Source organism: Pseudomonas sp. PH1b, from assembly GCF_000633395.1.
Classification (GTDB): Bacteria; Pseudomonadota; Gammaproteobacteria; order Pseudomonadales; family Pseudomonadaceae; genus Aquipseudomonas.
Genome location: NZ_AYMU01000033.1, coordinates 20,293 through 46,905, shown reverse-complemented (window position 1 = coordinate 46,905; position 26,613 = coordinate 20,293). Strand labels below are relative to the sequence as shown.

Genomic DNA, 26,613 nt, shown 5'->3' with positions numbered 1-26,613 from the left:
GAATGAGTGTGGAAACAAGACTGGATGGAATGGCAATGAAGGCCACTCTACCCCTGACGCCGGACGCTGAAAACCGATAAGATCGCCGTGACCTGTCAGGAAAACTCACCTATTCCATGAGCCGCGACCTTCCTCCCCTGAATGCCCTGCGGGCCTTCGAAGCCACTGCCCGACTGAACAGCGTCAGCCAGGCTGCCGAGCAATTGCACGTGACCCACGGTGCGATCAGCCGACAGTTGAAGGTGCTTGAGGAGCACCTCGGGCTGAACCTCTTCGTCAAGGATGGTCGTGGCATTAAACTCACAGATGCCGGTGTGCGCCTGCGGGACGCCAGCACTGAAGCTTTCGAGCGTGTGCGCGATGTCTGTGCCGAACTGACCCAGGGCAGTGCCGAGGCGCCCTTTGTCCTGGGCTGTTCCGGCAGCCTGCTGGCGCGCTGGCTGATTCCGCGCCTGGGGCGGCTGAATGCCGACCTGCCGGACCTGCGCCTGCACCTCTCGGCCGGTGAGGGCGATCTGGACCCCCGGCGACCGGGCCTGGATGCCTTGCTGCTGTTCGCCGAGCCGCCCTGGCCGGCAGACATGCAGGTCTATGAACTGGCCCGCGAGCGTATTGGCCCGGTGCTCAGCCCGCGCTATGCCGGTTATCCACGGCTGTCCCAGGCACCGGTCACGGCGCTGGCAGCAGAGCCGCTGTTGCACACCACCTCACGGCCACAGGCCTGGCCCAGCTGGGCTGGACACAATGGTATCGGTATCGAGGCGTTGAAGTATGGGCAGGGTTTCGAGCACCTGTATTACTTGCTCGAGGCCGCGGTGGCGGGGCTGGGGGTAGCGATCGCTCCGCAACCCTTGGTCACTGAAGACTTACAGGCAGGCCGCCTGGTGGCGCCCTGGGGATTTTCCGAGACCCCGGGGCAACTGGCCCTGTGGTTACCCAAGCGCGCCGCGGACGGGCGCGCTCGGCAGTTGGCGCAGTGGTTGAAGGCAGAACTGCGCCAGCAGGCTTAGTTGTTGCGCTTGCACAGCAGGTAGGCGGCCAGCAGGCCAATGGCCCCGACGGCGACACCGGCGGTGGTCCATGGGTGTTCCTGGGCATAGTCACGGGTGGCGATCCCGGTCTCGCGGGTTTTCACCTTGACCTCTTCATAGGCATCGCTGAGCAGGCTGCGGGAATGCTTCAGCGCGTTTTCGGCGTTGCCCTTGAGCGCCTTGAGGGTTTTGCGCGACTCGTCAGAGGCGTCGTCCTTGAGGCTTTCCAGTGACTTGAGCAGGCTGGCGATCTCGGATTCCATACTTTCCAGCGAGGCTTTGCGTAACGAGGTGTTGGCCATGTCGGCTCTCCTGCAGGGTGATGAGTGGCGTGTGTAGGTTCCGACTGCGCAGGGTTGGGAAAGTGCAGAAAATCTGAACCCGGGTGGGGGTGAGGGCACTCCGAGTAATAAGAACAATCACTGCTAGGCTGTAATTCACAGCTAAAAAAGGAGAGTGCCATGACTGATCATCACACCTACAAAAAAGTCGAACTGGTGGGTTCGTCGCCGAACAGCATCGAAGATGCGATCAACAACGCGCTGGCCGAGGCGCACAAGAGCATCAAGCACCTGGAGTGGTTCGAAGTGACCGAAACCCGGGGCCATATCAAGGACGGCAAGGCTGCGCATTTCCAGGTCACCCTCAAGGTCGGCTTCCGGATTGCCAATAGTTGAAGGCTTGAGCTAGGCTCTGGAACTTGTGCGCTGGCCGAGTGCCATAGGAAATGGCAAAGCGCTACAACTGTCTTGAGCCTCTGTCTGGCGGGCGCCAACGCCGCCTCTTTTGATCCGACCAGGGAATGTGACCGATGAAAAAATTAGTAATAGCAGCAGCTTTGTTGAGCCTTGCGGGAACTGCCCTTGCCGCTGGCAAGCCCTGCGAAGAGCTCAAGAGCGAGATCGCCGCCAAGATCGACGCCAATGGCGCCAAGCACTACTCGCTGGAAGTGGTGGACAAGGGCGCGGCGGCGGATGGCAAGGTGGTCGGCTCTTGCGAAGCCGGAACCAAGGAGATTGTCTACAAGCGTGGTTGAGCCCTTGTAGATGCCCATTGAAAAGCCGACGCCCAAGCGTCGGCTTTTTTGTGCCTGCAAAACCGTCGGCGCCCGCTTGCGAGGACCGCTCGGACCTCAGCCCTTCATCACCTGCGACAGCAACTGGTAGGCGTGCAGGCGGTCGGCGTGTTCGTACAAATCGCAGGTAAAGATCAGCTCATCGGCTCCGGTCTGCTCGATCAGCACCTCCAGCTTGGCGCGAATCTTCGCCGGGCTGCCAATCATCGCCAGTCCGAGGAAGCTCGAGACGGCGTCCTTTTCATGGGGCAGCCACAGGCCGTCCATGCTCTGCACCGGCTTGCGCTGGACCAGGCTCTGGCCACGCATCAGGGCCAGGATCCGCTGGTACACCGAGGTCGCCAGGTAGTCGGCCTGTTCGTCGGTATCGGCGGCCACCAGCGGCACGCCGAGCATCACGTAGGGCTTGTCGAGCACTGCTGACGGCTTGAAGTGGTTGCGGTAGACGCGAATTGCCTCGTGCATGTAGCGCGGTGCGAAATGCGAGGCGAAGGCGTAAGGCAAGCCTCGTTCCCCGGCCAGTTGTGCACTGAACAGGCTGGAGCCCAATAGCCATACCGGCACGTTGGTACCGGTGCCCGGCATAGCGATCACCCGTTGGTCCGGGGTGCGCGGGCCCAGGTAGGCCATCAGTTCGGCGACGTCCTCGGGGAAATCGTCGGCGCTGCCGGAGCGCTCGCGGCGCAGGGCGCGGGCGGTCATCTGGTCCGAGCCCGGCGCACGGCCCAGGCCCAGATCGATGCGTCCCGGGTAGAGGCTTTCCAGGGTGCCGAACTGTTCGGCAATCACCAGGGGCGCGTGGTTGGGCAGCATCACTCCGCCGGAACCGACGCGAATGGTCGAAGTGCCACCGGCCAGATAGCCGATCAGCACCGAAGTGGCGGAGCTGGCGATACCGTCCATGTTGTGGTGCTCGGCGACCCAGAAACGCGTGTAGCCAAGTTTCTCGACATGCTGCGCGAGGTCCAGGGAGTTGTGCAGGGACTGCGCCGGGCTGCCGTTTTCACGCACGGGCACCAGGTCCAGGGTCGAGTATTTAACAGCGGACAGCGGTTTCATAAGTCTGCTTCTCCTTGGGGGCGCAGGCTTTTGTCATGGGCCAAAACCTGCCGAAGTCTGTGAGTCAGATCTATGCAATGTGGGCATATACCCGAGTTTCAATAGCCAAAGTAAATTTGTCGGGTAAACGGGCGTCGTCGACAACCGCTGAACTTTGCCATCGGATCTATCCTCAGAACCCTTAGGTAACAGAAACCAGCGCGGTGCGAACCTTCGCACCGGTTCGTGAGGAGAAAGCGATGAGCATCAAAAAGAAGGCCTCGGCCCATTGGCAAGGTGACCTGAAAACCGGCATCGGCTCGATCTCGACCGAGACCGGCGTACTGCGCGAAGCGCCCTACGGCTTCAAGGCGCGTTTCGAAGGCGGCAAGGGGACCAACCCCGAGGAGCTGATCGGTGCCGCCCACGCGGGCTGCTTCTCCATGGCGTTGTCGATGATTCTCGGCGAGGCGGGACTCACGGCCCAGAGCATCGACACCCAGGCAGAGGTCACCCTGGACCAGGTCGAGGGCGGCTTCGCGATTACCGCGGTGCACCTGACGCTCAAGGCCAAGATCCCCGGTGCCAGCCAGCAGCAGTTCGATGAGCTGAGCAAGAAGGCCAAGGAAGGTTGCCCGGTGTCCAAGGTGCTCAATGCCAAGATCAGCCTGGACGCGACCTTGCTGGGTTGAGGCGCCAGCCTTGCCGGTCGGCAGCCTTTGCGGTGTTACAGGGGCGGGCTGACCGGTGAAGGCGGTGTTTGCAGTCTGTGCGACAGATCAGAACTCGTTTCCGGCAAATGTGGTCGAATACGCCATGGCGGCTTCAGCGCATGTTCGTGCGCGCCGCCGCAAGGGAGCTTGAGATCATGAAACGTTTAGCCTTGGCGGTTGTTAGTTGCGCGCTGGCCACATCGGCCCTGGCCGCCCCCAAGCCCTGCGAGGAACTCAAGGCCGAGATCGAAGCCAAGATCCAGGCCCAGGGCGTTGCCTCCTACACCCTGGAAATCGTCACCAACGACGAAGTCCACGACAACAACATGGTGGTCGGTAGCTGTGAAAACGGCACGAAGAAGATCATCTACCAGAAGAACGACCGCTGAAACCGATCAAGGTACGCAGTTGATCATGCGCTCCTCGGCGACGATCTCGCGCTTGGCGTTGTACAGCCGGGCGCTGGGGGTGAACGCCAGGTTGCGTGCTTCCAGGCGATAGCGCTGGCCGGCCTCGAAATGGTCGTAGCGCAGGCTCAGGTAGCACAGCCGTTCCTGTGGGTCGGTGGTCATGCCCATGCCACCACCGAACACTTCGAAATCGAAACGCACCATCAGCTCGTGGCTGCCGGGGCTGACCTGGAAGAACCGGCCGTCACTCAGGCGCTGGTTGTCGAGGCGCTCGGCCATCACCAGCTTGCCTCCCGGGGTCGGTGTGGCGAGGTCGATCCAGGCCTGTTGCGGATCAACGCCGGGTAACGGCGTGCTGCAGGCGCTGAGGGTGGTGAGGGCGAGGATCAGCAGTGCTGGGCGCATGAAGAGGACCAAATGAACGCAAGGCCCTCAGCATAGCGCTGATCAGCTGCGCTGGCAGCCTGCCGGCTGGGCTTTGCCAAGCAGGGTGTGCTGCTGGTCGTAGAGCCTGGCCCAGGGGTGAAAGCCGATATTGCCGGCCTGCACCTGATAGCGCTGGCCGGCGCTGAAATCGCTGAATTTCACATTCAACTGGCAGTCGCGCCACAGGGGCTCGGCGTCCGGGCCGATATTGCCCGGCTGCACCGCGAACTGGTAACGCAGGGTCAACTCATGGGTGCCGGGCGGTACCTGAAAGTAGCGTGGGTCCTGGGTGCTCCTGGCGTCCACCTCCAGGGCTTGCAGGTGGGTGTCCTGGCGAGGCGCGAGGTCGATCCAGGCTTGGGCCGGGTCGGGGTCGGGCAGCCCGGCGCAGCCGGCGAGGGTCAAGAGTCCGGTGGTCAGCAGCAACACGCGCATGGCGAAACTCCAGGCAGGCGAGATAGTCTTGCGGGCAGACTCTCTCTGGATGATTCGATTTGAATAGGCCGTGTTCAAGCCATGGGGTACTTGATCCTCTTTTGCGCTTTTTGTTTCCGGCACTGATGCTTTTGCTGCTCAACGGTTGCAGCAGCGCCGCTTATTACAGTCAGTTGGCCGGTGGCCAGCTGCAGCTGTTGCGGGCCCGGATACCGGTGGCCCAGGTGGTTGCCGACCCCAGCCGCGACCCGACCCTGCGCGCCCATCTGGCCCAGTCGCAGCGGGCCCGGGCCTTTGCCAGCCAGCACCTGCACCTGCCGGACAACAACAGCTACCGGCTGTACGTCGATATCGGCCGGCCTTACGTGGTGTGGAACGTGTTCGCCACTCCGGAGTTTTCCCTGAGCCCGCAGACCCACTGCTTTCCCATTGCCGGTTGCGTGGCCTATCGCGGCTATTACAGCCAGGGCGCAGCCCGGGGCGAGGCGGCGCTGCAGCAGCTGGACGGCATGGACGTGGCGATTGGCGGTGTGGAGGCCTATTCGACCCTGGGCTGGTTCGACGACCCGATCATCAGCTCGATGATGCACTGGGGCGACGAGCGCCTGGCGACCCTGATCTTTCACGAGCTGGCGCACCAGCGCTTCTATGTGAAGGACGACACCGAATTCAATGAGTCCTTCGCCACCTTTGTCGAGCAGGAAGGCACGCGGCAGTGGCGAGCGTATCGCGCCCTGCCGCCGACGGACGATGCCGAGGTGCGCCAGCGAGACCAGTTCATCCAACTGTTGCTCGATGCCCGCAAGCGTCTGGAGCAGTTGTATGCCCAGCCTTTGCCCGCCGCGCAGATGCGCCAGCGCAAGGCGCAGGAATTCGAGCGCCTGCGCCGGGATTATCGGCAGCTGCGAGACAGCCAGTGGGCCGGCTCCAAGCGCTATGACGCCTGGATCAACCTGCCGCTGAACAACGCCCGGTTGCTGCCCTTTGGCCTTTATGACCAGTGGGTGCCGGCGTTTGCCGCGCTGTTCAAGCAGGAGCAAGGGAGTTGGCCGGCGTTCTATGGGGCGGTGGAGAAGCTGGGCAAGTTGCCGGCCTCGGAGCGCAAGGCTGCCTTGCAACGCTTGGCGCGGTAGGGGGGAACCCTGGCGGCGGGGGCTGCCTGCCGCCAGGGTCATCATCACGCTTGGCGCAGGAACGCCTGGTGCAACTCGTCCAGGGTTTCGAAGTGATAGGCCGGAGCCTCGGCACTCAACTCCTCACGACTGCCGAAGCCATAGCCCACGGCTGCCGCATCCAGCCCGTTGCGCCGGGCGCCGATCAGGTCGTGCTTGCGATCGCCGATCATCAGGGTATTGGCCGGGTCGAGCTTCTCCTGCTCCAGCAAATGGGCGATCAGCTGCACTTTGTCGGTGCGGGTACCGTCCAGTTCGCTGCCGTAGATCACCTTGAAGTGTCGGGCGAAGTCGAAGTGGCGGGCGATCTCGCGGGCGAACACCCAGGGCTTCGAGGTGGCGATATACAGCTGGCGTCCTTGCCCGCCAAGGGTTTCGAGCAGCGGTGTGACGCCCTCGAAGACGCGGTTCTCGTAGAGGCCGGTGACCTTGAAGCGTTCGCGGTAGAAGTTCACCGCCTCCCAGGCCCGGGCTTCGTCGAAGCCGTAGAACTGCATGAAGGCCTGGAGCAGCGGCGGGCCGATGAAGTGTTCCAGTTTGCTCAGGTCCGGCTCGTCGATGCCCAGTTTGCCAAGGGCGAACTGGATCGAGCGGGTGATGCCCTCGCGTGGGTCGGTCAGGGTGCCATCGAGGTCGAACAGTACGGTTTGGTAATGCATGGAAATTCCCGGGCAGTGCAGCGGATGGTCAGGACCGGTCGTAGCCTTCGGCCAGATGCAGGTCCTTGAGTTTCACGTAGTTGGCGGCGCTGTAGGTGAAGAAGGCGCGCTCCTTGTCATTCAATGGGCGTACCTGTTTCACCGGGCTGCCGACATAGAGGAAGCCGCTTTCCAGGCGCTTGCCCGGCGGCACCAGGCTGCCGGCGCCGACGATCACCTCGTCTTCCACCACGGCGCCGTCCATGACGATGCTGCCCATGCCGATCAACACCCGACTGCCGATGCTGCAGCCGTGAAGCATGACCTTGTGGGCGATGGTCACGTCATCGCCGATCAGCAGCGGGAAGCCTTCGGGATTGAAGGGGCCGGCGTGGGTGATGTGCAGCACGCTGGCATCCTGCACGCTGGTGCGCGCGCCGATGCGGATGCGGTGCATGTCGCCACGGATCACGGTCAGGGGCCAGACCGAGCTGTCGGCACCGATCTCGACGTCGCCGATGACCACTGCCGAGTGGTCGACGAACGCCCGTTCACCCAGTCTTGGCGTCATGCCCTGGTATTTTCTTATCGCTGTCATAGAGATTCCTGTGGCTGCATGCCGCGCCGATTGTAATTTAAGATGGTCGCCATCGACCCGCTAAAAGCGTCGAAAATACATGATTTACCAGGATTAACCGCCTTCTTTGGCCAAGGTGTCAATAATCTGGCATACTGGCTGGCCGTCTCTGGAAAAGGAGTGTGTTTATGACTACCTTGCGCATCAGATCCTCTGCGAGCAAGGCAGGAAATAAAGCGGCTGTTGAAACCCGTGAATCCATCGCTGCTCATGTAGCGGTCTATCTTCATCGTGGTGGACAGATTCAGAAGATCGCCAAAGGCATCAGCGGAATGCCCAAGAACGGCTCCTGGCATATGAACAGGAGACGAAAATAATTTCCGGAGGGGGCTTGCGCCCCCTCTCTGTTTCTTGTTGCTCTATAAACCTCTACCCAGACGCAATCTACAGGTGAATGCCTTGAGCTCCAGCAATCCCCTCCTGCAGGACTTCGACCTGCCGCCCTACTCCGCCATTCGTCCCGAGCACGTCCAGCCTGCCATCGAGACCCTGCTCGCCGACAACCGCGCCGCCATCGCCAAGCTGCTGGAACAGCAGCAAGGCACGCCGACCTGGCAGGGCCTGGTGCTGGCGCTGGACGAGTTGGGCGCCCGCCTTGGGCGCGCCTGGAGCCCGGTGAGCCACCTGAACGCCGTGTGCAACAGCGCCGAACTGCGCAGCGCCTACGAGGCTTGCCTGCCCATGCTGTCCGAGTACTGGACCGAGCAGGGCCAGAACCGCGAACTCTTCAAGGCCTACGAGGCCCTGGCCGCCAGCCCCGAGGCCGCAGGGTTCGATGTGGCGCAAAAGACCATCCTCGAGCACACCCTGCGCGACTTCCGCCTGTCCGGCATCGACCTGCCGGCGGACCAGCAGCAGCGCTATGGCGAAATCCAGATGAAGCTGTCCGAACTGGGCAGCCGTTTCTCCAACCAGCTGCTGGACGCCACCCAGGCCTGGACCAAGCACATCACCGACGAGGCGGCTCTGGCCGGCCTGACCGATTCGGCCAAGGCGCAGATGGCCGCGGCGGCCCAGGCCAAGGACCTGGAAGGCTGGCTGATCACCCTGGAGTTCCCCAGCTACTACGCCGTGATGACCTACGCCCAGGACCGTGCCCTGCGTGAAGAAGTCTATGCCGCCTACTGCACGCGGGCGTCTGACCAGGGGCCCAATGCCGGTCAGAACGACAACGGCCCGGTGATGGAAGAAATCCTCGACCTGCGTCAGGAACTGGCCCGGCTCCTGGGCTTTGCCAGCTTCTCCGAACTGAGCCTGGCGACCAAGATGGCCGAATCCAGCGATCAGGTGCTGAGTTTCCTGCGGGACCTGGCCCAGCGCAGCAAGCCGTTCGCTGCCCGGGACCTGGAGCAGCTCAAGGCCTATGCCGCCGAACAGGGCTGCGCCGACCTGCAAAGCTGGGACAGCGGCTTTTATGGCGAGAAGCTGCGTGAACAGCGCTACAGCGTGTCTCAGGAAGCTCTGCGCGCCTACTTCCCGATCGACAAGGTGCTGGGCGGGCTGTTTGCCATTGTCCAGCGCCTGTACGGCATCGAGATTGCCGAGCAGAAAGGCTTCGACAGCTGGCACCCGGATGTACGCCTGTTCGAAATCAAGGAAAACGGCCAGCACGTCGGCCGCTTCTTCTTCGACCTCTATGCCCGTTCCAACAAGCGCGGTGGTGCCTGGATGGATGGTGCCCGTGACCGTCGCCGCACCATTGACGGCGTATTGCAGAGCCCGGTGGCCAACCTGGTGTGCAACTTCACCCCGGCCGACAGCGGCAAGCCTGCCCTGTTGACCCACGACGAAGTCACCACCCTGTTCCACGAGTTCGGCCACGGCCTGCATCACCTGCTGACCCGGGTCGAGCATGCCGGCGTGTCCGGGATCAATGGCGTGGCCTGGGACGCCGTCGAGCTGCCGAGCCAGTTCATGGAGAACTGGTGCTGGGAACCCGAGGGCCTGGCGCTGATTTCCGGCCATTACGAGACCGGTCATCCACTGCCCCAGGACCTGCTGCAGAAGATGCTCGCGGCGAAGAACTTCCAGTCGGGCCTGATGATGGTGCGCCAGCTGGAATTCTCGCTGTTCGATTTCGAGCTGCACGCCACCCATGGCGACGGCCGCAGCGTGCTGCAGGTGCTGGAAACCGTGCGCGACGAAGTCTCGGTGATGCGCCCGCCGGCCTACAACCGCTTCCCCAACAGCTTTGCGCACATCTTCGCTGGCGGTTATGCCGCGGGTTACTACAGCTACAAGTGGGCGGAAGTGCTGTCGGCCGACGCCTTCTCCAGGTTCGAGGAAGACGGCGTGCTCAACCCGGCCACCGGGCGGGCTTTTCGCGAGGCGATCCTGGCCCGTGGCGGTTCCCAGGAGCCCATGGTGCTGTTCGTCGATTTTCGCGGACGGGCGCCGTCGATTGACGCACTCTTGCGCCACAGCGGCCTCAGCGAGGACGCGGCAGCATGAGTGAAGTACCCGTGAAGACCAAGAAACGCTTTATCGCCGGGGCGGTCTGCCCGGCGTGCAGTGAGCAGGACAAGCTGATGATGTGGAGTGAGGACGGCGTGCCTCATCGCGAGTGCGTGGTCTGTGGTTATTCCGACACGCTCAACGAGCAGGGGCTGTCCGTGCCCAAGGAACTCGGGACCCGGGTCAACAGCCCGGCACCCAAGGTGGCGGACATCAAGGTGCAATCGGTGCAGTTTTTCCCCAACCCCAAGTTGAAGAAAACCACTGACTGACCACGCAGTAAAAAGCCGGCTCCCCTCCAGGAGCCGGCCTGCCGGCGAAGCGATTCGCCACCCTTCCTTCTTTCACCCCGTGCGTTTTTGCGAGCAGGCTCGCTTCGACAGAGGGTACGTCGTTCAGTTGCTCAGCGGCTTGGTCGCGCTCACCGTCTCGAACCAGCTCTTCACCGAACAGGTGGCGAAAACGCTGGTGCTGCAATCGCCATTGGCCAGTGCAGTGCGCAGTTTGTCGACATCGGCCTGCATCATGTAGCGAATGCCGTCCTTGAAGTGGGAACTGTCGCCAAACCCGCCCTGGGTCATTTCATTCAGCGCATCTTCTTTGCTCCAGCCCTGGATCACCACCCGGTACATGGCCGACATCAGGCCGGTGCGGTCCGAGCCATGCTTGCAGTGCATCAGCACCGGGCCCTGGGCCTCGGCGCTCTGGATTGCGCGCAAGGCCTTGAGCACGTCCGCGTCGTCCACATGGTTGGTGCGATAAGGCAGCTGCACCAGGTTGATGCCCGGGGTCGACAGCCAGTTCGCATCGGACTCCGGCAGGAAGTTGATCACCGTCCCCACCTTGAGCTGTTGCAGCAGCGGCACGGCGCCTTTGTCCGGCAGGGCGCTGCGGTACAGGGTCGGCGACATCTGGTACAGGTTGTACTGCTTTTCCACCGATTGCGCCCATTGCTCCGGGCGGCTGGAGGGCGCCTCGGCGGCGTTTGCCTGTGGCCCGGCCAGCAGCGCCAGCAACGACAGGCAAAGGGCTGGGATGAAACGGATGCTCGACATGCGGGGGATCACCGATGAGGGGATTCAATGCCGCGCAGTATCGGTTTTCGGGGGTCAAAGCCCCGTGAGCCCTCTGTCAAAGAATCGTGAAGCTGATCCGCTTTTTACGGCGCTTTCTGATCTTTTTTCCGCCTGAAACGATTCATCTGGATGCTTAGCCTGCTACCATTTGTAACTAAAGTTTGCTGATGTGTTCATAAAGCCGGGGGCCTTCCCGGCCTTTTTGCGTTGCCCAAACATAAAGTCGCGCCATGACGCGGCTGACCAATCCATCAATGCCTGATGAGGTGCACCCATGTCTGATCAAGATCGAGACAACCCGCGGCGTGAGTTCTTGCGTAAATCCCTGACCTTGATCCCCGTGGTCACCGTCGCCAGCACCGGCCTGGGCGGCTCCCTGCTGGCGGCTGCACCTGAAGCGGCCGCCGCTACCACGCCGGCCAAGCAGCCCGCCGGCAGCAGCCAGGGCTACGAGCCGAGCTATTTCACCGCCGAAGAATGGGCCTTCATCAAGGCCGCAGTGGAACGCCTGATCCCGGCCGACGAAATGGGCCCGGGCGCCCTGGAAGCCGGCGTGCCGGAATACATCGACCGGCAGATGAACACCCCCTACGCCGCCGGTGCCCTGTGGTACATGCAAGGCCCGTTCAAGGCCGATGCGGCACCGGAGATGGGCTGGCAGAGCAAACTGGTGCCCAAGGACATCTATCGCCTGGGCATTGCCGCCACGGATGCCTGGTGCAAAGACCTCAAGGGGCAAACATTTGCCGCGCAAGACAGCGCTACCCGAGACGATTTGCTCAAGCAACTGGAGGCCGGAACCCCGCAGTTAGACGCGGTCCCGGCCAAGCTTTTTTTCAATCTGCTGTTGCAGAACACCAAGGAAGGCTTCTTCAGCGATCCGATCCACGGGGGCAATAAAGGCCTGGTGGGCTGGACCCTGATCGGCTTTCCCGGCGCCCGCGCCGACTTCATGGATTGGGTGGAACGCAACGAGCAATACCCCTTCCCGGCAGTTTCGATTCGCGGCGAGAGGGCTTGAGCATGGCAACGGTAATGAAGAAGGTCGACGCAGTGATCGTCGGTTTCGGCTGGACCGGCGCGATCATGGCCAAGGAGCTGACCGAGGCCGGGCTCAACGTGCTGGCGCTGGAGCGCGGGCCGATGCAGGACACCTACCCCGACGGCAACTACCCCCAGGTGATCGACGAGCTCACCTACAGCGTACGCAAGAAACTCTTCCAGGACGTCTCCAAGGAGACGGTGACCATCCGCCACAGCGTCAATGACGTGGCCCTGCCCAACCGGCAGTTGGGCGCTTTCCTGCCGGGCAATGGCGTGGGCGGCGCCGGCCTGCACTGGTCCGGGGTGCACTTTCGGGTCGACCCCATCGAGCTGCGCATGCGCAGCCACTACGAAGAACGCTACGGCAAGCACTTCATCCCCAAGGACATGACCATCCAGGACTTCGGCGTCAGCTATGAAGAGCTGGAACCGTTCTTCGACTACGCGGAAAAAGTCTTCGGCACCTCGGGCCAGGCCTGGACCGTGAAGGGCCAACTGGTGGGCGATGGCAAGGGCGGCAACCCTTATGCGCCGGATCGCTCGGACCATTTCCCGCTGGAGTCGCAGAAGAACACCTATTCCGCACAGCTGTTTCAGAAAGCGGCCAATGAGGTGGGCTACAAGCCTTACAACCTGCCTTCGGCCAATACCTCGGGGCCTTACACCAATCCCTACGGTGCGCAGATGGGGCCGTGCAACTTCTGCGGTTTCTGCAGCGGCTACGTCTGTTACATGTATTCCAAGGCCTCGCCCAACGTGAACATTCTGCCGGCCCTCAAGCCGCTGCCGAACTTCGAGTTGCGGCCCAACTCCCACGTACTCAAGGTCAACCTCGACAGCAGCAAGACCCGCGCTACCGGCGTCACCTACGTCGACGGCCAGGGCCGGGAGATCGAGCAGCCGGCGGACCTGGTGATCCTCGGTGCCTTCCAGTTCCACAACGTGCGCCTGATGCTGCTGTCGGGCATCGGCAAGCCCTACGACCCGATCACCGGCGAAGGCGTGGTGGGCAAGAACTTCGCCTACCAGAACATGGCCACCATCAAGGCCTACTTCGACAAGGACGTGCACACCAACAACTTCATCGGCGCCGGCGGCAACGGCGTGGCGGTGGACGACTTCAACGCCGACAACTTCGACCACGGCCCCCACGGCTTTGTCGGCGGCTCGCCGATGTGGGTCAACCAGGCCGGCAGCCGGCCCATCGCCGGCACCTCGAACCCGCCGGGCACCCCGGCCTGGGGCAGTGCCTGGAAGAAAGCCACCGCCGACTACTACACCCACCAGGTGTCGATGGACGCCCACGGTGCGCATCAGTCCTACCGGGGCAACTACCTGGACCTGGACCCGGTGTACCGCGATGCCTACGGCTTGCCCCTGCTGCGGATGACCTTCGACTGGCAGGACAACGACATCAAGATGAACCGCTTCATGGTGGAGAAAATGGGCAAGATCGCCGAGGCGATGAACCCCAAGGCCATTGCCCTGCTGGGCAAGAAGGTCGGTGAGCACTTCAACACCGCGTCCTACCAGACCACCCACTTGAACGGCGGCGCGATCATGGGCACTGATCCCAAGACCAGCGCCCTGAACCGCTACCTGCAAAGCTGGGACGTGCACAACGTCTTCGTTCCCGGGGCTTCGGCCTTCCCTCAGGGCCTGGGCTACAACCCCACCGGCCTGGTGGCAGCGTTGACCTACTGGTCGGCCCGGGCGATCCGCGAGCAGTACCTGAAAAACCCCGGCCCGCTGGTTCAGGCATAAGGAGCGATGACCATGAAAGCACTCGTTATCGCGACCCTGGCGCTGCTGGGCAGCGCATCCGTCAATGCTGCCGAAGCGGATCAGCAGGCCCTGGTGAAACAGGGCGAATACCTGGCCCGCGCCGGTGACTGCGTAGCCTGCCATACCGCCAAGGACGGCAAGCCGTTCGCCGGCGGGCTGCCGATGGAAACCCCCATCGGCGTGATCTACTCCACCAACATCACCCCGGACAAGAGCGGCATCGGCGACTACAGCTTCGAAGACTTCGACCAGGCCGTGCGCCATGGCGTGGCCAAGGGCGGCAGTACCCTGTACCCGGCCATGCCGTTTCCTTCCTACGCCCGGGTCAGCGACGCCGACATGCAGGCGCTGTATGCCTACTTCATGAAGGGCGTGGCACCGGTGGCCCGGGACAATCAGGACAGCGACATTCCTTGGCCCCTGAGCATGCGCTGGCCGTTATCCATCTGGCGCTGGATGTTCGCCCCGAGCGTGGCGACTCCGGCGCTCGCGGCCGGCAGCGACCCGGTGATCAGCCGCGGTGCCTACCTGGTGGAGGGCCTGGGCCACTGTGGCGCCTGCCACACGCCACGGGCCCTGACCATGCAGGAGAAGGCCCTGAGCGCCAGCGATGGCAGCGACTTCCTGTCTGGCAGCGCGCCGCTGGAGGGCTGGATCGCCAAGAGCCTGCGTGGCGATCACAAGGACGGCCTGGGCAGCTGGAGCGAAGAGCAACTGGTGCAGTTTCTTAAGACCGGCCGCAGCGATCGCAGCGCGGTGTTCGGCGGCATGAGCGATGTGGTGGTGCACAGCATGCAGTACATGACCGAGGCCGACCTGACGGCGATTGCCCGCTACCTCAAGTCCCTGCCGGCCAATGACCCCAAGGACCAGCCGCACCAGTACGACAAGCAAGTGGCCCAAGCCCTGTGGAACGGTGACGACAGCAAGCCGGGCGCGGCGGTGTACATCGACAACTGCGCGGCCTGCCACCGCACCGATGGCCACGGCTACACCCGGGTGTTCCCGGCGCTGGCGGGCAACCCGGTGCTGCAATCGGCGGATGCCACCTCGCTGATCCACATCGTGCTCAAGGGGGGCACCTTGCCGGCCACTCACAGCGCGCCTTCGACCTTCACCATGCCGGCGTTCGCCTGGCGCCTGTCGGACCAGGAGGTGGCCGACGTGGTCAACTTCATCCGCAGCAGCTGGGGCAACCAGGCATCGGCGGTGAAGCCCGGGGACGTGGCGGCGCTGCGCAATGGCGACCTGCAGAGCACCTCCAACGATGACCTGGGGCAGGTCACCAGCCACTGACCCCAAGGCCGGCGCCCGCTGTGGGCGCCGGCCCGGGATGGCTGTTCAGCCCTGGCTGAAGCGCTGGATGCCCAGGCGGCTTTCCAGCTGATAGCCGGCGATGCAGTGCGCCAGCCCGGCGTTCGTCAGGTCCTCCCAGCTTGCGGGCAGCAGGCCGATGCCATCGTGGTAGGCGCTCCAGCGCACCTCGGCGAACTTCGGGTCTGCTGCATCGAAGGGCTGATGGTCGCTCACCGCGGCCTTCTCGATGTCCTGGGTGCACAGGTCGAACTCGCAGGCCAGGCCCCAGAGCTGGCCATCCGGTGCCTTGACGATGATCAGGTCGGCGCCTTGTTCGTAGCTCGGGAGGTAGGCGTCTGCCGCGTAGAAGATCTTTTCCAGCGTGCCGGATGTCCTGGGCATGCTTGTGCTCCTGTTCTTTGAGCCTGCCTTATACCCTAACGGCACAAAACTGTAGGAGCCGGCTTGCCGGCGAAGGTGCGGCCTGCATCGTGCGGGGAGCCTTCACTTACAGGGCTGGGTTTCGGTCCGGCGGTGCTGGTCAGACAAATCCGACTCCATTACTGTATGTGCATACAGTAATGGAGCGCCCTCATGTTCAGCCCCCTGCCTCCTCGTGGTCGCGGCACCGCGAGCAATCCGCACAATCGCTTCGCCCCCAACCGCTCGGTGGCCGAGGATGACGGCTGGTACCAGGAAGTGCCGCTGACCCAGGGCACCGAAGTGCGCTTTGAAACCGCCAAGTCGATCATCACCCGCAACAGTTCGCCGGACCTGCCCTTTGACCGTTCGATCAATCCCTATCGCGGCTGCGAGCATGGTTGCATCTACTGCTACGCGCGGCCCAGCCACGCCTATTGGGATATGTCACCGGGGCTGGATTTCGAAACCAAGCTGATCGCCAAGAGCAACACCGCAGCCTTGCTGGAGCAGCAACTGTCCAAGCCCGGTTATCGCTGCGCACCGATCAACCTGGGGTCCAATACCGATCCCTACCAACCCATCGAGCGTGAGCAGAAACTCACTCGGCGCACCCTGGAGGTGCTGCTGCGCTATCGGCACCCGGTGACCATCGTCACCAAGGGCTCGCTGATCCTGCGCGACCTCGACCTGCTGAGTGAACTGGCGCGGCAGCGCTTGGTGGCGGTGATGATCAGCCTGACCACCCTGGACGATGAGCTCAAACGCATTCTCGAACCCCGGGCTGCGGCGCCCAAGGCCCGATTACGGGCGATCCGGGTGATGCGCGCGGCCGGCATTCCGGTGGGCGTGCTGTGTTCGCCGATGATCCCGATGATCAACGACAGCGAGCTGGAAAGCCTGCTGGGCGAGGCCCAGGCCGCGGGCGCGCAAAGTGCGGCCTACATGATGCTGCGGCTGCCCCTGGAAGTGGCGCCGCTGTTCGAGGAGTGGCTGGCGGTGCATTACCCGCAACGGGCTGCCCATGTGCTCAGCCTGATCCGCCAGAGCCGTGGCGGTGAGCTCTACGACAGCCGCTTCGGTGCCCGCATGCGCGGTGAGGGGCCCTTCGCCGACTTGCTCGCCCAGCGTTTCGCCAAGGCGCTCAAGCGCCTGGGGCTCAACCGGCGCGAGGGCTTCGACCTCGATTGCTCGGCCTTCTGCCCGCCGGGCGGGCAGATGTCGTTGCTGTGAGCGGCATTGGCCTATCGTTGAGTAGTGGGCGAAGGTTTCCCGGGGTACCCTGGTCGCCTTTTGCCATCGCCCATAGTGGCGTTCTAGAGCCTTCCATTCAGTTTGAGTTAAGTTTTTAGGGCTACCTTGTTCATCGAGTGACCCATGGGTCGCCGTCAGCGGGACGGTGGTTTTTTAATCGATCGCTGGCGTCGTGCCGGATATTTCTGGAAAATTCACCAAATCCGACAGAGAGGCTGAATCATGAGTGACAAGGATAAACAGCCGTTGGCTGCGTCGGCTCCCGCACCCACCGAGGTTGCCGAAACCGCCGATGCAGCGCTGCGCCATATCGTTGACGGCTTTTTGCATTTTCATCATGAGGTCTTCCCGCAGCAGGAAGAGCTGTTCAAGAAACTTGCTACCGCCCAGCGGCCCCGGGCGATGTTCATTGCCTGCGCCGACTCGCGCATCGTTCCCGAACTCATTACCCAAAGCTCCCCCGGCGACCTGTTCGTGACCCGCAACGTGGGCAACGTGGTGCCGCCCTACGGGCAGATGAACGGCGGTGTGTCCACCGCGATCGAGTACGCGGTGCTGGCCCTCGGGGTTCATCACATCATCGTGTGCGGACACTCGGACTGCGGCGCCATGCGCGCGGTGCTCAACCCGCAGAGCCTGGAGAAGATGCCCACGGTCAAGGCCTGGCTGCGCCATGCCGAAGTGGCCCGGACCATGGTCCACGAGAACTGCGATTGCGCCGACGAATCCTCGAGCATGCACGTGCTGACCGAAGAGAACGTCATCGCCCAGTTGCAGCACCTGCGCACCCACCCTTCCGTGGCCTCGCGCATGGCCAACGGCCAACTGTTCATCCATGGCTGGGTCTATGACATCGAGACCAGCTCGATCAAGGCCTACGATGCGGACCGGGGATGCTTCCTGCCCCTGGATGGCACCCATCCGATTCCCGTAGCGACGCCCAAAGCGCGCTTCTGAAACCTCCTGGATTCTGTTTGAAAACCCGCCGACTGAAGAGCGGCCGGTTTTCCCACAGAACCTGAATCCCTGTGTGGCTGTTGCCAGGACCGTCGTTCGTGCGGTCCGGCTTTGCCACGCCTTGAAGAAAGTGTCGGGAGAACGGTCATGCGTGCAGCACAGCTTAAAAGTGTCCTGCCACGGGAGCTGCTGGCTTCGGTGGTGGTGTTTCTGGTGGCCTTGCCCCTGTGCATGGGGATTGCCATCGCCTCGGGCCTGCCACCGGCCAAGGGCCTGATCACCGGGATCATCGGTGGCCTGGTGGTGGGGTGGCTGGCGGGGTCGCCGTTGCAGGTCAGTGGCCCGGCCGCCGGTCTGGCGGTACTGGTGTTCGAACTGGTGCGCCAGCACGGCGTGGCCATGCTCGGGCCGATCCTGCTGCTGGCGGGGCTGCTGCAATTGCTCGCCGGACGCCTGCGCCTGGGGTGCTGGTTCCGGGTCACGGCACCAGCGGTGGTCTACGGCATGTTGGCGGGGATCGGTGTGTTGATCGTGCTGTCCCAGGTGCATGTGATGCTCGATGCCACGCCCCAGGCGTCCGGGCTGGACAACCTTATCGGTTTCCCCCAGGCGTTGGCCAAGGCTATGCCCAGCCTCGGCTGGCAGGCCGGGCTGCTGGGGCTTGGGACCATCGCCGTGATGTGGGGCTGGGAGCGCTGGCGGCCCCGGTCGCTGCGGTTCATCCCCGGGGCCTTGCTGGGGGTGGGGCTGGCAACCCTGGCCAGCCTGGTCCTGGCACTGCCGGTGAAGCGGGTCGAGGTGCCGGCCAACCTGGCCGAGGCGATCGACTGGCTGCGCCCCAGCGACCTGCTCAACCTGGCGGATCCCAACCTGTTGATTGCGGCCTTCGCCGTGGCCTTTATCGCCAGCGCCGAGACCCTGCTGTCCGCCGCGGCGGTGGATCGCATGCACAGTGGCCCGCGCTCGGATTTCGACCGTGAACTGTCGGCCCAGGGCATCGGCAACATGCTCTGTGGCTTGCTGGGCGCCCTGCCGATGACCGGGGTCATCGTGCGCAGCTCGGCCAACGTCCAGGCCGGGGCCCAGACCCGCTATTCGACGATTTTCCATGGCCTGTGGCTCTTGGGTTTCGTGCTGTTGCTGTCCAGCGTGCTGCAGCGCATTCCAGTGGCGAGCCTGGCGGGGGTGCTGGTCTACACCGGCTTCAAGCTGGTGGACCTGAAGGTGTTTCGCGGCCTGGGGCGATACGGGCGGATGCCGATGCTGACCTATGCGGTGACTGCCCTGGCGATTGTCTTCAGTGATCTGCTGACCGGGGTGCTGATCGGCTTTGCCCTGACCCTGGCCAAGCTGGCATTCAAGGCGGCGCGCCTGAAGATCAGCCTGGTCGATCTGCCGGATGACGGTGAGATGGAATTGCGTCTGGCGGGGGCGGCGACCTTTCTCAAGGTACCGGCCCTGACGCGGGTGCTGGCGACTGTCCCGGCAGCCACGACGGTGCATGTGCCCCTCAATAATCTCAGCTACATCGACCATGCCTGCCTGGAGTTGCTGGAGGAATGGAGTCGGGCCAACGGGGCCAAGGGATCACGGCTGGTGATCGAGGCACGGGGGCTGAAGCGTCGCCTGGAGGGGCGCCTGAGCACGACCAGTGGAGTGGCAGCGGCGGTCAGAGGTTGAGCGGGGGGCGGGGCGCTGGGGCGACCCCTTCGCCACAAGGCTCGGTGCGAGCCTTGCTGGCGAGGAAGTGGGATCAGGCGGCGGGCTGGTCGAGTTCCAGTTCCACGCCTAGCTGGCGCGACAGGCAGGGCCAGCGTTTCCAGGCGGCCTCGGTGTCCGGGCTGCCGAGTTTGTCGCGGTAGGCTTCCACCGACTCCAGGGCGAAGCTTTCTTCGTCGAGCATGGCATCGACGGCGTGGTGTACCGCTTCGTCCAGCTGGTTGGCGAAGGTTTCGCCGATCAGTTGGTGGGCGATCAGATTGGCGACCGTCATGTCCAGGGGGATCAGGGGACGGGCGAAGTGCTTGATGTACAGGTCGTTGACTTCTTCTACCAGGCGATGGGCCAGGTAGGCTTCGTCCAGCAGGCTGTCGAGGCCGACATGGCCGTCCATGATGGCTGGAGGCTGGAGGAAGAATTGCTCGGCGATCTTCAGGACCGGCTTGATCTGCGATTCGATACCGGCTTCCCGGGCGACCGCATTGGCGGCGTCCAGCAGGTCCGGGACCTGGTCGATGTAGGCGCTGACGAAACGGGTCATGACGCCCTTGGCGTCGACTTCGGGCAGCAGGATGGCGGGGTGCAGGTGAGGCAGTTGTGTTTCCAGCTGACGGGTCAGAAGACCCGTGCTGGCTTCATGTTGTTGAGCCAGTTGGATCTGCTCGCGCAATGCGGCGGTGTTCATGAAAACTCCAGGGAACAAGGGCAATTGAATAGGGAAGACATAAGTTAGCGTGCTTACGAAAACGCTTAAGACGCATTTGTCATAATTATTTCATGCTTAGTCATCACGGTTATATCGTTCTGCCATCGCTGACCCTCGATCCCTTTCCAACCGTGGCCTGCAAACCTTCTTTTGAGTGTTTCAGCCGATTTACGCCATCGCGTTGCGAGGTGAGAGTCGCTGTCTATACTCGCCCTTGTATGAAGTTAGCTGATGACGCCCGACTGCATGTGCAGCGAAGGCTCGGCGGTTTAAGTTCGTAGTCTAGGCAGCCGCTCCCTTGCCGCAGGTGAAAGCCGGCGGGATAACAAGAACGATAAGGGGAACCCGCAATGATGCGACATCCACATGTCTGGATGGGCCTCCTGTTGTGGTCGATATTCAGCCAGGCGCAGGCCGCCTGGACGGTGAATATGACGCCTGGGGCGACCGAGATTAGCCACGCGGTATTCGACCTGCACATGACCATCTTCTGGATCTGTGTGGTGATCGGCGTCATCGTCTTCGGCGCGATGTTCTGGTCGATGATCGCTCACCGCCGCTCCACCGGCCAGGTCCCGGCCCAGTTCCACGAGAGCACCACGGTCGAGATCCTCTGGACCATCATTCCGTTCCTGATCCTGGTGGCCATGGCCGTGCCGGCCACGGCGACGCTGATCAAGATGTACGACACCAGCGAGCCGGATGTCGACATCCAGGTCACCGGCTACCAGTGGAAGTGGCACTACAAATACCTGGGCCAGGATGTGGAGTTCTTCAGTAACCTGGCCACCCCCGCCGAGCAGATCCACAACAAGAGCGCCAAGGGCGAGCACTACCTGCTGGAGGTCGACCAGCCCCTGGTGCTGCCGGTGGGTGCCAAGGTGCGCTTTCTGGTGACCGCCGCCGATGTCATCCACTCCTGGTGGGTGCCGGCCTTCGCGGTCAAGCGCGACGCCATCCCCGGCTTCGTCAACGAGGCCTGGACCCGGGTCGACCAGCCCGGCATCTACCGTGGCCAGTGCGCCGAGCTGTGCGGCAAGGACCACGGCTTCATGCCGATCGTGGTCGAGGTCAAGAGCCAGGCCGACTACGACACCTGGATGGGCGAGCGCAAGGCCGAGGCGGCCAAGCTCAAGGAGCTGACCAGCAAGGAATGGACCCTCGACGAGCTGGTGGCCCGTGGCGACAAGATCTACCACACCACCTGCGTTGCCTGTCACCAGGCCGAAGGCCAGGGCCTGCCGCCGATGTTCCCGGCGCTCAAGGGCTCGAAGATCGCCACCGGACCCAAGGACGCGCACCTGAGCCTGGTGTTCCACGGCAAGCCGGGCACCGCCATGGCGGCCTTCGGCAAGCAGCTGTCGGAAGTCGACATCGCCGCCGTGGTGACTTACGAACGCAACGCCTGGGGCAACAACAAGGGCGACATGGTGACGCCCAAGGAAGTCCTGGCGCTGAAACAGGCGGAAAGCAAATGAGCCGGCCTATCGGGTATTTGCGCAACCGGTCGCGGCGCGCCGCCGCCGATCATCCAGTCCATTCGCTCGCAGGAGACAGGACATGAGTGCTGTGATCGATGACCACGGCCACGCCGGCCATGACGACCACGCCCACGGCCCGGCCAAGGGCCTGATGCGCTGGGTGCTGACCACCAACCACAAGGACATCGGCACCCTGTACCTGTGGTTCAGCTTCTGCATGTTCCTGCTGGGCGGCTCCTTCGCCATGGTGATCCGCGCCGAGCTGTTCCAGCCCGGGCTGCAGATCGTCGAGCCGGCATTCTTCAACCAGATGACCACCATGCACGGCCTGGTGATGGTCTTCGGCGCGGTGATGCCGGCCTTCGTCGGCCTGGCCAACTGGATGATCCCGTTGATGATCGGCGCGCCGGACATGGCCCTGCCACGGATGAACAACTTCAGCTTCTGGCTGTTGCCGGCGGCCTTCCTGCTGCTGGTCTCGACCCTGTTCATGCCCGGCGGCGGGCCGAACTTCGGCTGGACCTTCTACGCCCCGCTGTCCACCACCTACGCCCCGGAAAGCGTGACCTTCTTCATCTTCGCCATTCACCTGATGGGCATCAGCTCGATCATGGGGGCGATCAACGTGATCGCCACCATCCTCAACCTGCGGGCCCCGGGCATGACCCTGATGAAGATGCCGCTGTTCGTCTGGACCTGGCTGATCACCGCCTTCCTGCTGATCGCGGTGATGCCGGTGCTGGCCGGTGTGGTGACCATGATGCTGATGGACATCCACTTCGGCACCAGCTTCTTCAGTGCCGCCGGCGGTGGTGATCCGGTGCTGTTCCAGCACGTGTTCTGGTTCTTCGGCCACCCCGAGGTGTACATCATGATCCTGCCGGCGTTCGGCGCCGTCAGCTCGATCATCCCGACCTTCAGCCGCAAGCCGCTGTTCGGCTACACCTCGATGGTCTACGCCACCGGGGCCATCGCCTTCCTGTCGTTCATCGTCTGGGCGCACCACATGTTCGTAGTGGGCATCCCGCTGGTGGGCGAGCTGTTCTTCATGTACGCCACCCTGCTGATCGCCGTGCCCACCGGGGTCAAGGTGTTCAACTGGGTGAGCACCATGTGGCAGGGCTCGCTGACCTTCGAGACGCCCATGCTGTTCGCCGTGGCCTTCGTCATCCTGTTCACCATCGGCGGCTTTTCCGGGCTGATGCTGGCCATTGCCCCGGCGGACTTCCAGTACCAGGACACCTACTTCGTGGTGGCGCACTTCCACTACGTGCTGGTGCCCGGGGCGATCTTCGGGATCTTTGCCTCGGCCTATTACTGGCTGCCCAAGTGGACCGGGCACATGTACGACGAAACCCTGGGCAAGCTGCATTTCTGGCTGTCCTTCGTCGGCATGAACATGGCCTTCTTCCCCATGCACTTCGTCGGCCTGGCCGGCATGCCGCGGCGGATCCCGGACTACAACCTGCAGTTCGCCGACTTCAACATGGTGTCCTCCATCGGCGCCTTCACCTTTGGTGCGACGCAGATCTTCTTCCTGTTCATCGTTATCAAGTGCATTCGTGGCGGCAAACCGGCCCCGGCCAAGCCGTGGGAAGGTGCCGAAGGGCTGGAGTGGAGCATTCCCTCGCCGGCGCCGTATCACACCTTCGTCACCCCGCCGGAAGTGAAATGAACAGCTGTGCTGTAGGAGCCAGCTTGCTGGCGAAGGCGTCGGGCCAGGCGCTGGAAGGCGTCGCCCGGTTCGCTGGCAAGCCAGCTCCTACGGCTTCGGGAGGGGCTTGAGATGGCCGATATTTCGTTGAAGAAGCTGGTCACCCGCCTGTTGCTGGTGGTGGTGGCGATGTTTGTCTTCGGTTTTGCCCTGGTGCCGATCTACGACGTGATGTGCAAGGCCCTGGGCATCAACGGCAAGACCGGCGGGCAGTACCAGGACGCGCAGCAGCAGGTCGATGTCTCGCGCCAGGTGCGGGTGCAGTTCCTGTCCACCAACGCCATCGACATGGTCTGGGAGTTCTACCCCAAGTCCGATGACATCGTGGTCCATCCGGGGGCGGTCAACGAGATGATCTTCATCGCCCGCAACCCCAGCAATCACCCGATGAGCGCCCAGGCGATCCCGAGTATTTCCCCCAGCAGTGCGGCGATGTACTTCCACAAGACCGAATGCTTCTGCTTCACCCAGCAAGTGCTGCAGCCCGGCGAGAAGATCGAGATGCCGGTGCGTTTCATCGTTGACCGCGACATGCCCAAGGATGTGAAGCACCTGACGCTGGCTTACACGCTGTTCGATATCACCGCGCGTCATCCACCGGTGGCGGTCAGCGCCAAGACGGGTGGCTAAGGCGTTCAAGCGTGACCGAATAAGGAGAACAATAAATGGCGACTCATGAGCACTATTACGTTCCCGCCCAGAGCAAGTGGCCGATCATCGCGACGGTGGGCATGTTTGTCACCGTATTCGGCCTGGCAACCTGGTTCAACGACCTCAAGGCCGCGCGCCCCGAATCCCATGGCCCGCTGATCTTCTTCGTCGGCAGCCTGTTGCTGGCCTACATGCTCTTCGGCTGGTTCGGCGCGGTGGTCAAGGAAAGCCGCGCCGGGCTCTACAGCGCCCAGCTCGATCGCTCGTTCCGCTGGGGCATGAGCTGGTTCATCTTTTCCGAAGTGATGTTCTTCATGGCCTTCTTCGGCGCGCTGTTCTATGTGCGGCACCTGTCCGGGCCCTGGCTGGGCGGTGAGGGGCACAAGGGCATCGCCCACATGCTTTGGCCGAACTTCGAGTTCGTCTGGCCCCTGCTCAACAACCCCGATCCGAAACTCTTTCCATCGCCCAAGGGCACCATCAGTCCCTGGGGCTTGCCGCTGCTCAATACCGTGTTGCTGGTGAGTTCCAGTGTCACCGTGACCATCGCCCACCACGCACTGAAGAAAGGCCATCGTGGCGCCTTGAAAATCTGGCTGGCGCTGACGGTGCTGCTGGGCTGTGCCTTCCTCGGCTTCCAGGCCGAGGAATATATCCACGCCTATCACGAGCTGGGCCTAACCCTGGGCTCGGGGATCTACGGCGCCACCTTCTTCATGCTCACCGGCTTCCACGGTGCCCACGTGACCATTGGCACGCTGATCCTGTTCGTGATGCTGGTGCGCATCATGCGCGGGCACTTCGACGCCGATCACCAGTTCGGCTTCGAGGCCGCGAGCTGGTACTGGCACTTCGTCGACGTGGTCTGGATCGGGTTGTTCGTCTTTGTCTACGTGCTCTGAGGAGCGCTTACCAGGGAGCGTGGGAAACCAATTGGCCGCTGAAGAAACCCCAGGCGATCAGGCCGACGGTGATCGCGGCCAGGCCTACCCGAACACTTAATGCAGTCACCAGGCGCTTGGATTGGCTGTCGTCCTTGACCAGAAAGAACAGGCCGCTGAACAGGCTGACAACCGTGGCAATCAGCATCAGGACGATGGCTGCTTTGAGCATGGTGAGACTCCGGGGGAGACGCGATGAACATCAGTATAGCGAGTCGATTTCCCAGTTTTATGGGCCGCCCATGAAAGGCTTCCGGCCGGGACTCGTGCCGACCCTGGTGGTGCTGTTGCTGCTGCCGGTACTGGTCTCCCTGGGGTTCTGGCAACTGGGGCGTGGCGAGCAGAAGCGCCAGTTGCTGAGCAGCTACGCCGAGCGTCGCGGGGCTGAACCGGTGCCGCTGTTCGAGCTGCTGAGCGCCGCGGATCCGGCTTTTCGCCGGGTACGCCTGCACGGTCATTTCGATGCTGAGCACAGCCTGTTGCTGGACAACCGCATGCACGGCGGCAAGGTCGGGGTCGAGCTGCTGCAACCCTTTCTTGATCAGGCCAGCGGCCGCTGGCTGTTGGTCAATCGTGGCTGGCTGCCCTGGCCCGACCGTCGCACGCCACCCCGCTTCAACACTCCAGAGCAGAGCCTGAGCCTGGATGCCTGGGTCTACGTTTCTCCGGGAGCGGCGTTCCAGCTGCATGCCGACCCCACTGGAGCCCGCTGGCCGCGGCTGATCACGGCCGTGGCGCCCCAGGCGCTATGGGCCGAGCTGGGGCGCAGCGGCTTCGACTATGAAGTGCGCCAGGAATCCGGTCCCGGCGCCTACCTGACCGAGTGGCCAGTGGTCGCCATGGGCCCGGAAAAACACCAGGCCTACGCGGTGCAATGGTTTTCCATGGCCCTGGCGCTGTTCGCTCTCTACCTCTATTTCGGTTGGCACAACACGCGGGAGAAACGCCATGGGAACGGCCATGAATCCACCCAGCATCTCTGACACCCCAACGCCCAACCGGCGTCGCGGGCGCTGGCAGCTGATCCTCATCCTGTTGATGGTGATCGGCCCGATGATCCTCGCCACCGGCATGTACAAGCTGCAGTTCTGGGTACCGGAAAGCCGCAGCTATCACGGCGAGATGATCGGCAATGGCCAGACCCGCGCCGACATTGGCGTGCAGTCCGAGGAGGAGCGCTGGCAGATCCTGGTCACCGCGCCCAAGGGCTGCTCGGTGGATTGCCAGCAGCTGGTGTACCTGGCGCGGCAGATCCAGGTGGCCCTGGGCCGCGATGCCTCGCGGGCCAGTCACGCCCTGGCCAGCGCCGAGCCCCTGAGTGCCGAGTACGAGGCCAAGCTGCAGCGCGAGTATCCGCAGCTGCAACGCTATCCGCTGGACCTTGCAACCTTTGCCAAGCTGGCCAACGACAAGGACGCACCGCAGCTGTGGATCGTCGATCCCCACAGCAACCTGGTGCTGCGTTACGACGCCCGGGTCAAGGGCAAGGACCTGCTCAACGACCTGCGCCACCTGCTGAAACTGTCGAACATCGGATAGG

Annotated in this window: 31 protein-coding genes; 21 read left to right on the top strand and 10 right to left on the bottom strand. The window is 63.1% G+C overall.

Annotated elements, in window-relative coordinates; genetic code table 11:
- The first annotated feature begins 116 nt into the window (after positions 1-116).
- Positions 117-1,010 (top strand): LysR family transcriptional regulator, encoded by an 894-nt coding sequence (locus U873_RS0131730; RefSeq protein ID WP_025132089.1) that lies wholly within the window; start codon positions 117-119, stop codon positions 1,008-1,010.
- On the opposite strand, the gene U873_RS0131725 is transcribed toward U873_RS0131730, so the two are convergent.
- Positions 1,007-1,333, bottom strand: coding sequence for a YqjD family protein (locus U873_RS0131725; protein ID WP_025132088.1), 327 nt, complete (start codon positions 1,331-1,333; stop codon positions 1,007-1,009). The two genes, U873_RS0131730 and U873_RS0131725, sit on opposite strands and share 4 nt — an antisense overlap.
- 159 nt (positions 1,334-1,492) lie before the next feature.
- Between U873_RS0131725 and U873_RS0131720 the strand changes: the two genes are divergently transcribed.
- Both U873_RS0131720 and U873_RS0131715 read left to right on the top strand, forming a co-directional pair.
- Positions 1,493-1,708: a dodecin gene (locus U873_RS0131720; RefSeq protein ID WP_011058429.1), complete on the top strand. Its 216-nt coding sequence runs from the start codon at positions 1,493-1,495 to the stop codon at positions 1,706-1,708.
- A 134-nt stretch (positions 1,709-1,842) separates the two neighbouring features.
- Positions 1,843-2,067: a DUF1161 domain-containing protein gene (locus U873_RS0131715; protein WP_025132087.1), complete on the top strand. Its 225-nt coding sequence runs from the start codon at positions 1,843-1,845 to the stop codon at positions 2,065-2,067.
- Positions 2,068-2,163: 96 nt separating this feature from the next.
- On the opposite strand, the gene U873_RS0131710 is transcribed toward U873_RS0131715, so the two are convergent.
- Positions 2,164-3,165 carry an LLM class flavin-dependent oxidoreductase gene (locus U873_RS0131710; RefSeq protein ID WP_025132086.1) on the bottom strand — a complete coding sequence of 334 codons (1,002 nt, stop codon included), beginning with the start codon at positions 3,163-3,165 and terminating at the stop codon, positions 2,164-2,166.
- A gap of 239 nt (positions 3,166-3,404) precedes the next feature.
- Between U873_RS0131710 and U873_RS0131705 the strand changes: the two genes are divergently transcribed.
- Both U873_RS0131705 and U873_RS0131700 read left to right on the top strand, forming a co-directional pair.
- Entirely contained in the window at positions 3,405-3,836 is a 432-nt protein-coding gene (locus U873_RS0131705) for an OsmC family protein (protein ID WP_025132085.1), read from the top strand.
- Between the two features lie 176 nt (positions 3,837-4,012).
- Complete coding sequence (locus U873_RS0131700; RefSeq protein ID WP_025132084.1) at positions 4,013-4,246, top strand: DUF1161 domain-containing protein; 234 nt, start codon at positions 4,013-4,015, stop codon at positions 4,244-4,246.
- A 6-nt stretch (positions 4,247-4,252) separates the two neighbouring features.
- Here the strand turns inward: U873_RS0131700 and U873_RS0131695 are convergent, their stop codons facing one another.
- Together U873_RS0131695 and U873_RS0131690 are read right to left on the bottom strand one after the other, a co-directional pair.
- Entirely contained in the window at positions 4,253-4,672 is a 420-nt protein-coding gene (locus U873_RS0131695) for a hypothetical protein (protein WP_025132083.1), read from the bottom strand.
- Between the two features lie 42 nt (positions 4,673-4,714).
- Positions 4,715-5,128: a hypothetical protein gene (locus tag U873_RS0131690; protein ID WP_025132082.1), complete on the bottom strand. Its 414-nt coding sequence runs from the start codon at positions 5,126-5,128 to the stop codon at positions 4,715-4,717.
- Positions 5,129-5,187: 59 nt separating this feature from the next.
- Here U873_RS0131690 and U873_RS0131685 point away from each other — a divergent pair, with 59 nt between their 5' ends.
- Positions 5,188-6,261 (top strand): aminopeptidase, encoded by a 1,074-nt coding sequence (locus U873_RS0131685; RefSeq protein WP_025132081.1) that lies wholly within the window; start codon positions 5,188-5,190, stop codon positions 6,259-6,261.
- Positions 6,262-6,305: 44 nt separating this feature from the next.
- Here the strand turns inward: U873_RS0131685 and U873_RS0131680 are convergent, their stop codons facing one another.
- Positions 6,306-6,959, bottom strand: coding sequence for an HAD family hydrolase (locus U873_RS0131680; RefSeq protein ID WP_025132080.1), 654 nt, complete (start codon positions 6,957-6,959; stop codon positions 6,306-6,308).
- A gap of 28 nt (positions 6,960-6,987) precedes the next feature.
- Positions 6,988-7,536 (bottom strand): gamma carbonic anhydrase family protein, encoded by a 549-nt coding sequence (locus U873_RS0131675; RefSeq protein WP_029978793.1) that lies wholly within the window; start codon positions 7,534-7,536, stop codon positions 6,988-6,990.
- A gap of 167 nt (positions 7,537-7,703) precedes the next feature.
- On the opposite strand from U873_RS0131675, the gene U873_RS35600 reads away from it, so the two are divergent.
- The 3 genes from U873_RS35600 to U873_RS0131665 all read left to right on the top strand — a co-directional run bounded on the left by U873_RS35600 (position 7,704) and on the right by U873_RS0131665 (position 10,301).
- On the top strand, positions 7,704-7,892 hold the full coding sequence (locus U873_RS35600; RefSeq protein ID WP_081818741.1) for a hypothetical protein: 189 nt from the start codon (positions 7,704-7,706) through the stop codon (positions 7,890-7,892).
- An 82-nt stretch (positions 7,893-7,974) separates the two neighbouring features.
- Positions 7,975-10,026, top strand: coding sequence for an oligopeptidase A (prlC, locus tag U873_RS0131670; protein WP_025132078.1), 2,052 nt, complete (start codon positions 7,975-7,977; stop codon positions 10,024-10,026).
- The gene (locus tag U873_RS0131665; RefSeq protein WP_025132077.1) at positions 10,023-10,301 is read left to right on the top strand and encodes a YheV family putative zinc ribbon protein; all 279 of its coding nucleotides are present in this window, start codon (positions 10,023-10,025) and stop codon (positions 10,299-10,301) included. The genes prlC and U873_RS0131665 overlap by 4 nt, the downstream gene beginning before the upstream one ends.
- A gap of 123 nt (positions 10,302-10,424) precedes the next feature.
- On the opposite strand, the gene U873_RS0131660 is transcribed toward U873_RS0131665, so the two are convergent.
- The gene (locus U873_RS0131660) at positions 10,425-11,084 is read right to left on the bottom strand and encodes a tyrosine-protein phosphatase (protein ID WP_025132076.1); all 660 of its coding nucleotides are present in this window, start codon (positions 11,082-11,084) and stop codon (positions 10,425-10,427) included.
- Positions 11,085-11,379: 295 nt separating this feature from the next.
- On the opposite strand from U873_RS0131660, the gene U873_RS0131655 reads away from it, so the two are divergent.
- From U873_RS0131655 to U873_RS0131645, 3 genes are read left to right on the top strand one after another with little or no spacing between them, the layout of a single operon-like run.
- A complete protein-coding gene (locus U873_RS0131655; RefSeq protein ID WP_025132075.1) occupies positions 11,380-12,126 on the top strand; it encodes a gluconate 2-dehydrogenase subunit 3 family protein in 747 nt (248 codons plus the stop codon).
- A 2-nt stretch (positions 12,127-12,128) separates the two neighbouring features.
- Positions 12,129-13,913, top strand: a complete 1,785-nt coding sequence (locus U873_RS0131650; RefSeq protein ID WP_025132074.1) for a GMC family oxidoreductase — start codon at positions 12,129-12,131, stop codon at positions 13,911-13,913.
- Positions 13,914-13,925: 12 nt separating this feature from the next.
- Positions 13,926-15,230 (top strand): cytochrome c, encoded by a 1,305-nt coding sequence (locus tag U873_RS0131645; protein ID WP_025132073.1) that lies wholly within the window; start codon positions 13,926-13,928, stop codon positions 15,228-15,230.
- A 45-nt stretch (positions 15,231-15,275) separates the two neighbouring features.
- On the opposite strand, the gene U873_RS0131640 is transcribed toward U873_RS0131645, so the two are convergent.
- The gene (locus tag U873_RS0131640) at positions 15,276-15,632 is read right to left on the bottom strand and encodes a hypothetical protein (RefSeq protein ID WP_025132072.1); all 357 of its coding nucleotides are present in this window, start codon (positions 15,630-15,632) and stop codon (positions 15,276-15,278) included.
- Between the two features lie 192 nt (positions 15,633-15,824).
- Between U873_RS0131640 and U873_RS0131635 the strand changes: the two genes are divergently transcribed.
- The 3 genes from U873_RS0131635 (at position 15,825) to U873_RS0131625 (ending at position 19,541) form a co-directional block, all read left to right on the top strand.
- Entirely contained in the window at positions 15,825-16,883 is a 1,059-nt protein-coding gene (locus U873_RS0131635) for a PA0069 family radical SAM protein (RefSeq protein ID WP_025132071.1), read from the top strand.
- 243 nt (positions 16,884-17,126) lie between these two features.
- On the top strand, positions 17,127-17,861 hold the full coding sequence (locus U873_RS0131630) for a carbonic anhydrase (protein ID WP_025132070.1): 735 nt from the start codon (positions 17,127-17,129) through the stop codon (positions 17,859-17,861).
- Positions 17,862-18,008: 147 nt separating this feature from the next.
- The gene (locus U873_RS0131625; protein WP_025132069.1) at positions 18,009-19,541 is read left to right on the top strand and encodes a SulP family inorganic anion transporter; all 1,533 of its coding nucleotides are present in this window, start codon (positions 18,009-18,011) and stop codon (positions 19,539-19,541) included.
- Between the two features lie 73 nt (positions 19,542-19,614).
- Here the strand turns inward: U873_RS0131625 and U873_RS0131620 are convergent, their stop codons facing one another.
- Positions 19,615-20,265: a hypothetical protein gene (locus U873_RS0131620; protein WP_025132068.1), complete on the bottom strand. Its 651-nt coding sequence runs from the start codon at positions 20,263-20,265 to the stop codon at positions 19,615-19,617.
- Positions 20,266-20,636: 371 nt separating this feature from the next.
- On the opposite strand from U873_RS0131620, the gene coxB reads away from it, so the two are divergent.
- From coxB to U873_RS0131600, 4 genes are all read left to right on the top strand, one after another.
- Complete coding sequence (coxB, locus tag U873_RS0131615) at positions 20,637-21,764, top strand: cytochrome c oxidase subunit II (protein ID WP_025132067.1); 1,128 nt, start codon at positions 20,637-20,639, stop codon at positions 21,762-21,764.
- Between the two features lie 82 nt (positions 21,765-21,846).
- Positions 21,847-23,442: a cytochrome c oxidase subunit I gene (ctaD, locus tag U873_RS0131610; RefSeq protein ID WP_025132066.1), complete on the top strand. Its 1,596-nt coding sequence runs from the start codon at positions 21,847-21,849 to the stop codon at positions 23,440-23,442.
- A gap of 111 nt (positions 23,443-23,553) precedes the next feature.
- Positions 23,554-24,111: a cytochrome c oxidase assembly protein gene (locus U873_RS0131605; protein WP_025132065.1), complete on the top strand. Its 558-nt coding sequence runs from the start codon at positions 23,554-23,556 to the stop codon at positions 24,109-24,111.
- Between the two features lie 35 nt (positions 24,112-24,146).
- Positions 24,147-25,034 (top strand): cytochrome c oxidase subunit 3, encoded by an 888-nt coding sequence (locus U873_RS0131600; protein ID WP_025132064.1) that lies wholly within the window; start codon positions 24,147-24,149, stop codon positions 25,032-25,034.
- 7 nt (positions 25,035-25,041) lie between these two features.
- Here U873_RS0131600 and U873_RS0131595 read toward each other — a convergent pair whose 3' ends face one another.
- Positions 25,042-25,245, bottom strand: coding sequence for a twin transmembrane helix small protein (locus U873_RS0131595; RefSeq protein WP_025132063.1), 204 nt, complete (start codon positions 25,243-25,245; stop codon positions 25,042-25,044).
- A gap of 70 nt (positions 25,246-25,315) precedes the next feature.
- Between U873_RS0131595 and U873_RS0131590 the strand changes: the two genes are divergently transcribed.
- Positions 25,316-26,056: an SURF1 family protein gene (locus tag U873_RS0131590; protein WP_025132062.1), complete on the top strand. Its 741-nt coding sequence runs from the start codon at positions 25,316-25,318 to the stop codon at positions 26,054-26,056.
- The gene (locus tag U873_RS0131585) at positions 26,022-26,612 is read left to right on the top strand and encodes a hypothetical protein (protein WP_025132061.1); all 591 of its coding nucleotides are present in this window, start codon (positions 26,022-26,024) and stop codon (positions 26,610-26,612) included. The genes U873_RS0131590 and U873_RS0131585 overlap by 35 nt, the downstream gene beginning before the upstream one ends.
- The last annotated feature ends 1 nt before the right edge of the window (position 26,613 follow it).